Raw genomic sequence first — 12,371 nt, 5'->3', positions numbered from 1 at the left:
CACATGACACATGACGGGCAAACGCCCCCGGCTTATCCTTCCCCGACGAACGCCCGTACCGCCCGAACAAAATCGTCCGGATGCGAAATAAACGGCGCGTGTGAAGCCGCGGCAAAAACCTGCCGCTCCGACTGCGGCGCCAGGCCATCGAGCGCACTGGCAACCTTCACCGGCACCAAGCCGTCAAGGCGGCCGTACAGACGTAACCACGGCTGGGTGATTTGCCCCAGTTGATCGCGCAGGTCCACCTCGGCCAACACGTCCAGCCCGGAGGCCAGCGCTTGCGGGCAGGGCTGCGGACGGGAGAATACGGCCTGTTTCAGTTGTTTGATGTCCTGGCGCGCGGTCGCACTGCCCATCGCCTGCAGGGCCATGAAGCGTTCCACGGTTAACTGGAAATCCTCGCTCAGCTGGCGCTGAAAATCACGCAGCACCTTGGGTTGGATCCCCCGCCATGTATCTTCGGCTGCAAACCGTGGTGAGCTGGCAACCGTCACTAACTGACGAACCCGTGTCGGGGCCAGCAAGGCCGCTTGTTTGGCAACCAGTCCCCCGAGCGACCAGCCTAACCAGGTTGCAGACGCTGGTGAATTTTCAAGCAACAGGTGTGCCATTTCTTCAAGACTCCGGGCACCCAGGTCCCGGCTGTGGCCATAACCCGGCAAATCCACCCGGTGAACCCGAAAGTGCGGCGTCAGCAGCGGCATCAGTGCCTGCCAGACGGCTCCGTTCATTCCCCATCCATGAATGAGAACCAGATCCGAACCCTGACCTTCCGTTTCCCAATGCAGCTTGGCTGTCATTTACACTTCCTCTATCAACCGCGACTTCCGGCTATCATACCAAACCAGCCCCCATTCTGATCGCCTGGGGTGGTCGAATCTGTTGGGTAGCCCCGCACCGGAGCATACAAATGTTTGTTTCTCATGTCCTTGGCCAGTGGATGGCCCGGACCCAACGTCAATGTCAGCTGTGCCAGTTACCGCTGGACCGGAACGAGCCTCTGTGGTGCACACACTGCCTGGCCCGGTTTCCCCGGCTCCCCTATTGCCGCCGCTGCGGCGCCACCACACCCGCACCGACCAGCGCCTGCGGCCGCTGCCTCAGCGATCCGCCGCCCTGGCAGCAGTGCTATCGCCTCGGCGAGTACCGTTTTCCGCTCAGCCAGCTGATCCACCAGCTCAAATTCGGCGGCAAATTCTGGCTGGCTGAGCCACTCGGACAACAGCTGGCACGCGAAATCACCACCCCGGCCCCCACGCTGATCCCGGTGCCGTTGCATCGCCAACGCCGGCTATCCCGCAGCTTCAACCAGAGCACCCTGCTGGCGCAGGCTATCGCCCGGACGCTGGGCAGCACCTGTGACAGCAATGCACTCCGGCGGGTTCGGCATACCCCGCCCCAGCACCACCTCAGTCGCCGCGAGCGCCAGCAGAATCTGCGCCAGGCTTTTATACTCAAGACAAGGGATCTCCCCGACCATGTCGCCCTGGTCGATGATGTGATCACCACCGGCAGCACGCTCACCGAACTGACCCGGTTGCTGCTGGCTCAGGGGTGCCGTCAGGTGGACATTTATTGCCTCTGTTATACGCCGGCGCACGGCCGGACATCCCGTTGAATCCGGGCGCCACGCGAGGCCGGAGTCAAACCGGGGTGCCGCCGCAGCACGGGTAAACTGTGATGCACACATCGCCGAAACGATTAGGGGATGATACCGAGGCTATCTCGGAGTAGAATAGAATTAAACTTACTAACTCAGTCAGGTATTACGTCGTGTCTATGATTACTATTTCTGAAAGTGCGGAGCAGCACTTCGGCAAACTGCTCGCCCAACAGGCGGAAGGGACCAATATCCGTGTATTCGTGGTCAATCCGGGGACGCAAAACGCAGAGTGCGGCGTATCCTACTGCCCACCAGAAGCGGTGGAAGCCAGTGATACCGAAATTAAGTTTGGTCTGTTTTCTGCGTTCATCGATGAGCTCAGCCTGCCGTTTCTGGAAGATGCTGAAATCGACTTCGTGACGGACAAAATGGGCTCTCAGCTGACCCTGAAAGCGCCGAACGCCAAAGTGCGTAAAGTCTCGGACGATGCATCGCTGATGGAACGTGTGGATTACGTGATCCAAACCCAGGTGAACCCGCAACTGGCCGGCCACGGCGGTCATGTGTCCCTGGCCGAAATCACCGAAGACGGCGTGGCGATCCTGCAATTCGGCGGCGGTTGTAACGGCTGTTCAATGGTGGATGTAACGCTGAAAGAAGGGATCGAAAAAGAGCTGCTGGCGCAGTTTGAAGGCGAGCTGACCGGTGTCCGTGACGTCACCGAGCACGCCCGGGGCGAGCACTCTTACTACTAAGTACAAAACGGCTCAGGGCGTCCTCAACCTCCGGCTGACGACGCCCCGTCCAAGTATGAATAAGCGAGAGCCGCGCTCTCGCTCTATTCACGCTCAGCCAATCATCAGGCCCCGAGCACCGTGATCGTCACCTTGCGGCGGCCCCACTTTTTCGCCGCGCGGATATCTTTGCCCATATAAATATCGATCTTGCGCGACCAGCGCTTGTTCATCTTGTCCATCACCACATATTCCCCCGGCAGGCCGGAAATCTTGATCCGGGTCCCGTGCCCGATCCCGAGGCGCAGCAGATCACGAGACACCGCAATCACTTTCATCCCGGGCTTGAGGCGGTCGCCCCAGGCGGCAAGGGTGGGATTTGAATTCGTCTGTGCCCGGACCGAGTTATACGCGGTCGCGGTGACCTGCAACTGTTTCCCGACTAAACTGGCCTGAGCCATCCCGCCGCCCAACATCATGATCGTCAACAACAGACCAAGAACTACTTTCCTCATGCGCTACCATTACCTGCTCAAAAAACCACCATTTTAAGCAATTTTATGCTGCCGAGAACAGGCTTTTTTTGTGTAAAATTTGGTCAGGTACGCTTGAAAAAACTTAACTCATTGTTGAATTAGCAAGTTTCACCGGGAAATAAAAACGTCTTTTTTTGCCACTGGTATCCCAGCACAACTGCCAGGCCGATCCCACGCATGGCCAGGAATACCAACATGGCCGCCCACAGGCCATGGTTGCCCCAATCCGTCAGCAGCCACCAGGTCAGGAAGAAACTGCTGGTCGCCAGCACCATACTGTTGCGCATCTCCCGCCCCCGCGTCGCGCCGATAAAGATGCCGTCGAGCAGAAAACACCACATCGCCACCAGCGGGACCGCCGCCAGCCACGGCAGATAGCGCGCCGCTTCCGCCCGTACCGCCGGAATATCGGAGATCAGGCCGACAATCTCCCGGCCAAAGCCGACAAAGGCCAGCGTCATCAGCAGCGAAATGATCAGGCTCCAGAAGGTGGTACCAACCAGTGAGCGTCCCAGCAAATCGCGGTTGCGCGCCCCAATCGCCTTGCCGACCATGGCTTCCATGGCATAAGCAAACCCGTCCATGGCGTAGGACACTAGCATCAAAAAGCTCATCAGCACCGCATTGGCCGCCACCACGGTATCGCCAAGGCTGGCGCCGTGGAAGGTCATAAAGGAAAACGCCAGTTGCAGGCAAAGGCTGCGCAGGAAAATGTCACGGTTGAGCTTGAGCAGCCGACCCATACCATGGCGCACCGCACCGAGGCAACTTTTCAGCGCTGGCAGGCCATGGGCGCGCCACTGACCTGCGACAAACCACAGTCCCAGCGCCAGCCCGCTGTAATCGGCAATCACCGACGCCGCCGCCGCGCCGCGCACCTGCCAGCCAAAGCCGAGGACAAACAGCAGATCGAGCAGAATATTGACCACATTGGTGATGATCAGCAGCCACATCGGCAGGCGGGCATTCTGGGTGCCGAGCAACCAGCCCATGATCACCAGGTTGGCCAGGGCCGCCGGGGCACTCCAGATCCGGATCGAAAAATACTGCCCGGCGTAGGTTTTGACTTCGGCGCTGGCACTACTGAAGTGGAAGATCAGCTCCGCCAGCGGCTGGTGCAGGACAATCAGCACCAGGGCCAGCAGCCAGGCCAGCGCCAGCCCCTGGATCAGGTAACCGGCCTGCGCGGCTTTATCACCAGCACCATAAGCCTGAGCACTGAGGCCGGTGGTGGCCATGCGCAGAAAACCCAGCAGCCAGAAGGTCACATTGATCATGGTCCCGCCGACCGCAACCCCACCGAGGAACCAGGCATGCTCCAGATGGCCAATCACTGCCGCATCCACCAGCCCGAGCAGCGGCACCGTAATGTTGGACAACACCATTGGCAGGGCCAGGGCAAACACCTGGCGATGTAGCGACATATCCCGTAACGCAGTCAGCACTCTCAACCTCAAACGCTTTGCCCGCCGCGTATCGGCAGGCTGTTTCAATCAGGCAGACAGTGTAGCGGCTTGCCGGCAACGGCGAAACTGCCAGGAGCAGTTTCGGACCGAAGCCAGTTACATGGACTGGGGATTATGAAGCAACGTTAAAGACACCGGCTCATCGCAGCAGGGCCAGCAACCAGTGATCGCCGAGCAACACCACAAACAAGCCGAGCAGATGCCAGATCGAATACTTGAACGTGGCCCAGGCATGGCCCGGCACATCGGCAAACTTGAGCTTCAGGGCATAAGCGACAAACCCCAGGTTCAGCACACTGCTGCCCGCGAGATAAAACAGCCCGCTCATCCCAGTCAGCCAGGGCAGCAAGCCGACCAACAGCAGCATCACGGTATAGAGCAGCACCATGGTTTTGGTAAATTCAATGCCGTGGGTGACCGGCAACATCGGGATCCCGGCCCGGGCATAATCGGCTTTGCGGTGGATCGCCAGCGCCCAGAAATGCGGTGGGGTCCAGGTAAAAACCAGCATCACCAGCAGCAGCGCATGCGGGTCAAGCTGGCCGGTGACCGCCGTCCAGCCCAGCAGCGGCGGCGCCGCACCAGCCAGACCGCCGATCACGATATTCTGCGGCGTGGCGTGCTTGAGCCACACCGTATAGACCACGGCATAACCGACCAGACTGGCGAAAGTCAGCCAGGCAGTCAGGGCATTGAGCTGCCACAGCAATACGAAGCCAAGCACCATCAACACGGTCGCAAACCCCACGGCGCGCGCGGTAGAAATCCGTCCTTTGGCCAGCGGCCGGTGGTGGGTGCGGGCCATCTGGGCGTCAAACCGGCGATCCAGGACATGGTTGAACGCCGCCGCCGCCGCCGACTGTAAGCCGATGCCCGCCAGCCCCAGCACCACCGCCTTGAGCGGCGGGATCCCGGGCACCGCCAGGCACATGCCGACCAACGCGGTCAGCAGCAGCATCGCCACCACTTTCGGTTTGGTGATGGTCAGGTAATCCTGCCATACACCGGGCCGGACCACGCTCCCTTTGACATGCGCCCGCCCCGCGGTCTGAAATAACTTCGTCATCGGCTCAGCCCTCCCTTGCCATGTTCAAACGCATCCCCAACGGCACCCGGCAGCTGAAGATGGCGTAATTGGTTGCCACCAGGGTTATGAGCAGCAATCCCCCGACCAGGTTATGGCCGACGGCCACCATCAGCGGCAAACTCGCCACCACGTTGGTGATCCCGAGGGTGAGTTGCACCCCCAACAGAGTGCCGACCCACAAGGCCAGCCGACGCAGCCGGACCGATTGCCATAACTGCCAACTCAACACCCCCAGCACCAACGCAGTGATCGCCGCGCCGAAGCGATGCGCCACATGGATTGACACCCGCTGCTCATAGTTCAGCACCCCGTACTGATAACTGTCATGCGGCGGCTGGATCGGATGAAATGCGGACCAGTCAAACTGCTGGGCCCAGTCCACCTCGCACACCGGCAGCTGGGTACAAACCACCGCCGCATAGTTGGCCGCGGTCCAGCCACCGAGTGCCACCTGGGTCAGGGTCACCAGCAACGCCAGCGCCGCCAGCCAGGTCAATCCACCCATATTTCGCGCCGGGGTTCTCCGGTCAAGATGGCCCCGGACCCGGCGCCGGACCCGCATTGCCAGCAGCAACAGCAATCCGGCGGTGGTAAATCCACCCAGCAGGTGCCCCATCACCACCACCGGCTTCAGGGCCATGGTGACCGTCCACATCCCGAGCATGGCTTGAAAGATCACCACCCCCAGCAGCAATGCCGGCAACCCGCGGGGCAATCCCCGGTGCCGCCAGGCCATCAGGTTGAGCAGCAAGATTAAAATCCCCAACCCACCGGCAAAATAGCGATGGATCATCTCGTTCCAGGCTTTGTGGACTTCCAGCGGCGCATGGGGAAATGCAGCCTTCGCCTGCAGATGCTGCTCCGCCGTCTGCGGCACCGCGGCAAACCCGTAGCAGCCGGGCCAGTCCGGGCACCCCAGTCCGGCCTCCGTCAAGCGGGTATAAGCCCCCAGTACAATCACCGCGAGCGACCACACCAACGTCAGATACACCAGGTATTGATACCGTCTCCAGCGCATAGGCTCTCCTTAGCCGATTTTGGACACTTTCAGCAGTCGTTTCAGATCGCGCAGCACATCTTTGCCCTGGGCGAGAATAGCCGGCTGATCTGTGGCCAGCGGATAGGCCATCAGGATATTGCCGAGCGGATCGGCCAGATAGATTGCCTGCGCGCCGTATTCGGTCGCTTGCAACTGCTTCAGCAGCGGCGCCGGACCCATCGATGGTTGTAATCCCTGCAGCAATTCATCCGCTTGGCCGGCCAGCTCGCTCACCAAGAGCAAGCCCGCGACCCGATCCTGATCGGCGCCAACCGCCTGCGGGATCTGACGCAGGTGAAACAGCGCCCCGGCACATGCCGTATCGCAGTGATCCGGCAGCACATACAACAGTTGCCAGCGCCCGGGCCGGGCAACCCAATCCTCATGCAGCGGCGGGTCCAGCAGGATCCCGCGGTTGGTAACACCGCCCTGGTACCAGTGCATCGTCAGCATCAGCTGGGCAATCCCGACCGGCAGCGCAAATGCGGCGAGCAACAACCATAGCTTCCCGAATTTCTTCATCCCTTGCTCCGTTTCAGCCACCATGCTGCCGCCACCGCAATGGCCAGCGCCATCAGAAACCACTGCGCCGCATAGCCATAATGCTTTTGCGGCCCCATCACCACCGGCGTCCAGGTCTGCTGCAACGCCACCGGGCTATCGGTGTCGATTTGCAGCACCCAAGGCTGCAGGGCCACGCCCATGATTTCGCCCAACTCAGCCGGATCAATGTTCTGCACCCGCAACGGCCCCCCGGCCCCGAGCTGCTCCGGCAGCGTTGCCGCCAGCTCCGGCAAACTGGAGGCCGGGGCAATCACCCCGGTGATCCGCATCTCGCCGTGATGCTCCGGCAGGACCGGGATCTGATCCCGGTAAGCCGGCGCCGCAATCCAGCCCAGATTGACCAGCACCCAGCCGTCTTCGGCGGAAAAGGGATACAGCAGGTGATAGCCGACCTGCCCCTGATACAACTGGTTATCCAGTAACACAGCTTTGCTGTGGTCAAAGTGGCCGCGCAAGGTCAGGTGGTACCAGCGCGGGTCTGTCGGCAAACTGGCCAGGCTGAAGTAAGTCTGCTCACCGCGATATTTGAGCGCCGCGCTGAGGCTTTCTTTTTCCTGCGCCCGTGACATTTGCCACATCCCCAGCTTGACCAATGTCGCCAGGACCACCACAGTAAAAAAGATGAACCCGATCCGTCGCATACTCACCTGTCATTCCATGGAGCGCCGATGCTGCTAAAAGCCCTTGCTGTCTGCCTGCTGATTTTCATCATCCTCAACCTGTTCCGGGCCCTGCCGGTGATGCTCAAGGGTCGGGGCAGCCAGCCGATGAGCCGCTATCTCGGGCGCCGGCTGCTGATCTCCGTCCTGCTGTTCGCGCTGCTGCTGATTGCGATGGTCACCGGCTATCTCACGCCCAATCCCCGCCCCTACTGACACCGGCCCCCGTCGGGTCGCTCTCAGAGGATATACACGAACACGAACAGCCCGAGCCACACCACGTCGACAAAGTGCCAGTACCAAGCCCCGGCCTGGAAAGCAAAATGCTTTTCAGACGAGAAATGACCGCGCAGGACCCGCAGCCAGACCACAAACAGGATCACCGTGCCCAGCGTTACGTGCATGCCGTGAAATCCGGTCAGCATGAAAAAGGTATTGCCGTAGATCCCGGCATCCAGCGTCAGGCCCATGTCGTGATAGGCATGGACATACTCCACCCCCTGCAGATACACAAACAGGGCGCCGAGCAGCACCGTCAACAGCAGAAACAGGGTCAGGCGCGGGCGGTTATCCTGCTCCAGTGCGGTGTGGGCAATATGCACCGTGATCGAGGAGGTCAGCAGGATGAGGGTGTTATACAGCGGCAACCCGAGCGCCCCCATGGCTTCGGTGATGGTGCCGCCCGGCGTTGCGACCAAGGGCCACTGAGCGATAAAGTCCGGCCACAGCACCGCGTGGGTCATCGCATTGTTACCAGCCCCGCCGAGCCAGGGCACGGCAATCATCCGGGCGTAGAACAGCGCACCGAAGAAGGCCGCAAAAAACATCACTTCCGAGAAAATGAACCAGCTCATGCCCTGGCGGAAGGAGCGGTCCATCTGATGACTGTACAGCCCGCCCATGGATTCACGGATCACATCCCGGAACCAGCCCACCACCATCAGCAGCAAAATCCCGACCCCGGCCAGCAGGATCCACGGCCCCTGACCACCAAACAGGCCGCCCACCGAGGCCCCGGCACCCAAGGCGATCAGAAACAGCGCCACCGCCCCGACAATCGGCCAGATACTGGTCGCCGGCACGTAATAAGGTTCATGGGGAGGCTGGATTGCCTGATCATGTTCGCTGTAGGGATTTGCCATCGTGCCACCTCATTGGGTTTGAGCCGTCTCAGTCGACGGGGCTTGGAACAAGGTATACGCCAACGTCAGGGTGTGAATGTCGGCCGGCAACGCCGGGTCAACATAGAACACCAACGGCAGCCGGGCTGACTCCCCGGCCGCCAGCGGCTGACGGTTAAAGCAAAAGCATTCGATTTTATTGAGATACTGGGCGCCCTGACCCGGTGAAACCGACGGTACCGCCTGGCCGATGCTTGCCTCCTGCGCCAGGTTCCGCGCGGCGTAATTCACGGTCTGGGTTTGACCGGGGTGCACCACCAGCCGCCGCACTTCCGGTTCAAACGTCCATGGCACCCCGGGATTGATATACGAGACAAACTCCACCGTGACCTGCCGCGAGGTATCGACCCGCTCGCTGGCTTCCGTCGGAGTCGAAGCGGTTTTGCCATTGATCCCGGTAATGTCGCAAAACACGTCATAGAGCGGCACCAGAGCAAAGGCGAAGCCAAACATCCCCAGCGCCAGGCCGACCAATGACCAGATCGAGCGCCACTTGCGCTGCTCAGCCGTCGTGGCATTCCCAGCTTTGGACTGGCCTGGTGTCGGCGTTGCTGGCGTAGGGTTCGATTTCCCGCTCATCCATGCCTCCTGGTTGCGTGTCGCGCTCAATCAATCTTGGGCGGGGTGGTAAAGGTATGGTGCGGCGCCGGCGATGCGACCGTCCACTCCAGGCCCTCAGCCCCGTCCCAGGGCTTGGCCGACGCCTGCTGTCCGCCGCGTACGCACTTCACCACCACCGCCAGGAAGATCAGCTGCGACAGGCCGAACAGGAAACCGCCGATACTGACCACCGCATTGATATCCGCAAACTGCAGCGCGTAATCCGGGATCCGCCGCGGCATCCCCGCCAATCCCAAAAAGTGCATCGGAAAAAACAGAATGTTGACCGACACCACCGAACACCAGAAATGCCACTTGGCCAGCTTCTCGTCGAACATGTGCCCGGTCCATTTCGGCAGCCAGTAATAGGCCGCGGCCATAATCGAGAAAATCGCTCCGGACACCAGCACATAGTGGAAATGGGCCACGACAAAGTAGGTATCGTGATACTGGAAGTCCGCCGGGGTAATGGCCAGCATCAGGCCGGAGAACCCGCCGATGGTGAACAAAATAATAAAGGCGATCGCAAACAGCATCGGCACTTCGAACGTCAGCGAGCCGCGCCACATGGTCGCCACCCAGTTAAACACCTTGACCCCGGTCGGCACCGAGATCAGCATGGTGCAGTACATGAAAAACAGCTCGGCGGCGACCGGCATCCCGGTGGTGAACATATGGTGGGCCCAGACCAAAAAGCTCAGCCCGGCAATCGACGCCGTCGCATAAACCATTGAACTGTAACCAAAGAGCTTCTTGCGAGAAAATGCCGGGATAATCGCCGAAATGATACCGAAACTCGGCAAAATCATAATATACACTTCCGGGTGACCGAAAAACCAGAAGATATGCTGGAACATCACCGGATCGCCACCGCCGGCGGCATCAAAGAAGCTGGTGCCGAAGAACTTATCCGTCAGCACCATGGTCACCGCCCCGGCCAGCACCGGCATCACCGCAATCAGCAAAAACGCGGTGATCAGCCAGGTCCAGACAAACAGCGGCATTTTCATGTAGGTCATCCCCGGCGCCCGCAGGTTGACGATGGTGACAATCACGTTGATCGCCCCCATGATGGAGCTGATCCCCATGATATGAATGGCAAACACGAACAGGCCGGTACTGGCGGGGCTATAGGTAGTCGAGAGCGGCGCATAAAACGTCCAGCCGAAGTTCGGGCCGCCCCCTTCCATGAACAGCGAAGCCAGCAACAGCGTGAAAGCAAACGGCAGGATCCAGAAGCTCCAGTTGTTCATCCGCGGCAGCGCCATATCCGGCGCGCCAATCATCATCGGGATCATCCAGTTGGCCAGCCCGGTGAAGGCCGGCATCACAGCCCCGAACACCATGATCAGGCCGTGGACCGTGGTCATCTGGTTAAAGAAATTCGGCTCCACCAGCTGCAACCCAGGCTGAAACAACTCGGCGCGGATCACCATCGCCATGGCGCCCCCGACCAGGAACATGGCGAAGCTGAACATCAGATACAATGAGCCGATATCCTTGTGGTTGGTGGTCAGCAGCCAACGCTTGAACCCGGCTTGAGGATGGTCGTGATGCGCATGCTCGGTTGCCCGTTCATCCTCCACTCCGGCCTGCTCACGCAACATGTCCGTCATCGTTGTTCTCCTCAGCTCTTGCCATGAAAGCTTAATGTCCCGAAGACATTTACCTGGAAATCTTTACCTGGTACTTAGCAACCTATACCTGGGACCTGAAAACCTAAACCTGAAAACATTGACCCAAAACGCTTTCGGTTAAAGCGCTTTACCATCCATCACGGCCTGCACTTCTGCTGCCTGCACGGTATCGCCGGTGTTGTTGCCCCAGGCGTTACGCTCATAGGTGATCACTGCCGCCAGCTCTTTCAGGCTCAGCTGAGGCCCGAACGCCTGCATCGCGGTACCGCTCCGGCCGTGAACGACCACACTGACATGCTCGAGCTTGCGTGCCGGATCAATCGAGACTCCCTCACCAGCCAGCGCCGGAAAGGCCCCCGGGATCCCCTGACCATTGATCTGGTGACACATAGCGCAACGGGTGCCGTAGACCTGCTCGCCAAGGCTCATCAGTTCATCCATGGGCATTTCCATCGCCAGTAAGCGCTGCTCTTCCTCAACCGCAACCCGCTGGGCGGTTTTGGTCGCCTGCAGCCACTGCTGGTACTCGTCCTGCGGCTTGGCGATCACCACAATCGGCATAAAGCCATGATCCTTGCCGCACAGCTCCGCACACTGGCCGCGATACACCCCCGGCGCATCGATCCGGGTCCAGGCTTCATTGATAAATCCCGGGTTGGCGTCTTTCTTGACTGCAAACGCCGGCACCCACCAGGAGTGAATCACATCCTGCGAGGTGATCAGAAAGCGCACCTTTTTGCCGACCGGCAGCACCAGCGGCCGATCAACTTCCAGCAGGTAGTTGTCACGCTTGTCCCGTTCGTTGGCGATCTGGGCGGGAGATGTCGCCAAAAGTGAGTAAAAATCAACATCTTCATCAAAGTAACGATAATGCCATTTCCATTGCGACCCGGTGATCTGGATTGTGATATCCGATTCAGTGGTATCTTCCATCGCCAACAGGGTCTGGGTGGCCGGAATGGCCATCAGGATCAGGATCACGAACGGAATGAGGGTCCAGAGGATTTCCACTTTGGTACTTTCATGAAACGAGGCGGCGACTGCGCCTTTCGATTTCCGGTGGTGGAGGATCGACCAGAACATCACCCCGAACACGGCAATGCCGATGGCCACGCAGATATAGAGGATCGTCATGTGGAGATCATACACCCGCTGACTGACGTCGGTGACCCCGGCCGTCATGTTAAACCGCATCGAATCCGTTTCGGCAGCCACCGAACCGGCCAAAATAGCCGCCGGTAACCCGCAGAGCCATTTGCGAA

14 protein-coding genes are annotated in these 12,371 nt (G+C 59.9%); 3 read left to right on the top strand and 11 right to left on the bottom strand.

Annotated elements, in window-relative coordinates:
- Positions 1-32: 32 nt before the first annotated feature.
- Entirely contained in the window at positions 33-803 is a 771-nt protein-coding gene (gene bioH, locus NH461_RS00640; protein WP_261601454.1) for a pimeloyl-ACP methyl ester esterase BioH, read from the bottom strand.
- Positions 804-913: 110 nt separating this feature from the next.
- On the opposite strand from bioH, the gene NH461_RS00635 reads away from it, so the two are divergent.
- Together NH461_RS00635 and nfuA are read left to right on the top strand one after the other, a co-directional pair.
- A complete protein-coding gene (locus tag NH461_RS00635) occupies positions 914-1,621 on the top strand; it encodes a ComF family protein (RefSeq protein ID WP_261601453.1) in 708 nt (235 codons plus the stop codon).
- Positions 1,622-1,782: 161 nt separating this feature from the next.
- Entirely contained in the window at positions 1,783-2,361 is a 579-nt protein-coding gene (gene nfuA, locus NH461_RS00630; protein WP_261602796.1) for a Fe-S biogenesis protein NfuA, read from the top strand.
- Between the two features lie 104 nt (positions 2,362-2,465).
- Here nfuA and NH461_RS00625 read toward each other — a convergent pair whose 3' ends face one another.
- The 6 genes from NH461_RS00625 to NH461_RS00600 all read right to left on the bottom strand — a co-directional run bounded on the left by NH461_RS00625 (position 2,466) and on the right by NH461_RS00600 (position 7,673).
- The gene (locus NH461_RS00625) at positions 2,466-2,819 is read right to left on the bottom strand and encodes a 3D domain-containing protein (protein ID WP_410000101.1); all 354 of its coding nucleotides are present in this window, start codon (positions 2,817-2,819) and stop codon (positions 2,466-2,468) included.
- Positions 2,820-2,974: 155 nt separating this feature from the next.
- Complete coding sequence (gene dinF, locus NH461_RS00620) at positions 2,975-4,321, bottom strand: MATE family efflux transporter DinF (RefSeq protein WP_261601451.1); 1,347 nt, start codon at positions 4,319-4,321, stop codon at positions 2,975-2,977.
- 160 nt (positions 4,322-4,481) lie between these two features.
- Positions 4,482-5,408 (bottom strand): heme o synthase, encoded by a 927-nt coding sequence (cyoE, locus tag NH461_RS00615; RefSeq protein ID WP_261601450.1) that lies wholly within the window; start codon positions 5,406-5,408, stop codon positions 4,482-4,484.
- A 4-nt stretch (positions 5,409-5,412) separates the two neighbouring features.
- On the bottom strand, positions 5,413-6,447 hold the full coding sequence (locus tag NH461_RS00610; RefSeq protein WP_261601449.1) for a COX15/CtaA family protein: 1,035 nt from the start codon (positions 6,445-6,447) through the stop codon (positions 5,413-5,415).
- A 9-nt stretch (positions 6,448-6,456) separates the two neighbouring features.
- Positions 6,457-6,990, bottom strand: a complete 534-nt coding sequence (locus tag NH461_RS00605; protein WP_261601448.1) for a cytochrome oxidase — start codon at positions 6,988-6,990, stop codon at positions 6,457-6,459.
- Positions 6,987-7,673: an SURF1 family protein gene (locus NH461_RS00600; protein ID WP_261602795.1), complete on the bottom strand. Its 687-nt coding sequence runs from the start codon at positions 7,671-7,673 to the stop codon at positions 6,987-6,989. Before NH461_RS00600 ends, NH461_RS00605 begins: the two co-directional genes overlap by 4 nt.
- A gap of 27 nt (positions 7,674-7,700) precedes the next feature.
- Between NH461_RS00600 and NH461_RS00595 the strand changes: the two genes are divergently transcribed.
- Positions 7,701-7,907, top strand: a complete 207-nt coding sequence (locus NH461_RS00595) for a DUF2909 domain-containing protein (protein WP_261601447.1) — start codon at positions 7,701-7,703, stop codon at positions 7,905-7,907.
- Positions 7,908-7,930: 23 nt separating this feature from the next.
- On the opposite strand, the gene NH461_RS00590 is transcribed toward NH461_RS00595, so the two are convergent.
- The 4 genes from NH461_RS00590 to coxB form a co-directional block, all read right to left on the bottom strand.
- Complete coding sequence (locus tag NH461_RS00590; RefSeq protein WP_261601446.1) at positions 7,931-8,833, bottom strand: cytochrome c oxidase subunit 3; 903 nt, start codon at positions 8,831-8,833, stop codon at positions 7,931-7,933.
- 9 nt (positions 8,834-8,842) lie between these two features.
- Positions 8,843-9,451, bottom strand: a complete 609-nt coding sequence (locus NH461_RS00585) for a cytochrome c oxidase assembly protein (RefSeq protein ID WP_261601445.1) — start codon at positions 9,449-9,451, stop codon at positions 8,843-8,845.
- A 26-nt stretch (positions 9,452-9,477) separates the two neighbouring features.
- Complete coding sequence (gene ctaD, locus NH461_RS00580) at positions 9,478-11,088, bottom strand: cytochrome c oxidase subunit I (RefSeq protein WP_261601444.1); 1,611 nt, start codon at positions 11,086-11,088, stop codon at positions 9,478-9,480.
- Between the two features lie 138 nt (positions 11,089-11,226).
- Entirely contained in the window at positions 11,227-12,339 is a 1,113-nt protein-coding gene (coxB, locus tag NH461_RS00575; protein ID WP_261602794.1) for a cytochrome c oxidase subunit II, read from the bottom strand.
- Positions 12,340-12,371: the final 32 nt, after the last annotated feature.

Source organism: Photobacterium sp. TY1-4, from assembly GCF_025398175.1.
Taxonomy (GTDB): Bacteria; Pseudomonadota; Gammaproteobacteria; order Enterobacterales; family Vibrionaceae; genus Photobacterium.
Note: the sequence above shows the minus strand (reverse complement) of the source record. Positions and strands in the feature narration are given on the sequence as shown.

Bases quoted from the DNA above. Each gene is read 5' to 3' on its own strand.
- NH461_RS00585 (WP_261601445.1), bottom strand. From the start codon at position 9,451: ATGAGCGGGAAATCGAACCCTACGCCAGCAACGCCGACACCAGGCCAG.
- NH461_RS00605 (WP_261601448.1), bottom strand. From the start codon at position 6,990: ATGAAGAAATTCGGGAAGCTATGGTTGTTGCTCGCCGCATTTGCGCTG.
- NH461_RS00600 (WP_261602795.1), bottom strand. From the start codon at position 7,673: ATGCGACGGATCGGGTTCATCTTTTTTACTGTGGTGGTCCTGGCGACA.
- NH461_RS00595 (WP_261601447.1), top strand. From the start codon at position 7,701: ATGCTGCTAAAAGCCCTTGCTGTCTGCCTGCTGATTTTCATCATCCTC.
- NH461_RS00625 (WP_410000101.1), bottom strand. From the start codon at position 2,819: ATGATGTTGGGCGGCGGGATGGCTCAGGCCAGTTTAGTCGGGAAACAG.
- bioH (WP_261601454.1), bottom strand. From the start codon at position 803: ATGACAGCCAAGCTGCATTGGGAAACGGAAGGTCAGGGTTCGGATCTG.
- NH461_RS00635 (WP_261601453.1), top strand. From the start codon at position 914: ATGTTTGTTTCTCATGTCCTTGGCCAGTGGATGGCCCGGACCCAACGT.
- ctaD (WP_261601444.1), bottom strand. From the start codon at position 11,088: ATGACGGACATGTTGCGTGAGCAGGCCGGAGTGGAGGATGAACGGGCA.
- nfuA (WP_261602796.1), top strand. From the start codon at position 1,783: ATGATTACTATTTCTGAAAGTGCGGAGCAGCACTTCGGCAAACTGCTC.
- cyoE (WP_261601450.1), bottom strand. From the start codon at position 5,408: ATGACGAAGTTATTTCAGACCGCGGGGCGGGCGCATGTCAAAGGGAGC.
- NH461_RS00590 (WP_261601446.1), bottom strand. From the start codon at position 8,833: ATGGCAAATCCCTACAGCGAACATGATCAGGCAATCCAGCCTCCCCAT.
- NH461_RS00610 (WP_261601449.1), bottom strand. From the start codon at position 6,447: ATGCGCTGGAGACGGTATCAATACCTGGTGTATCTGACGTTGGTGTGG.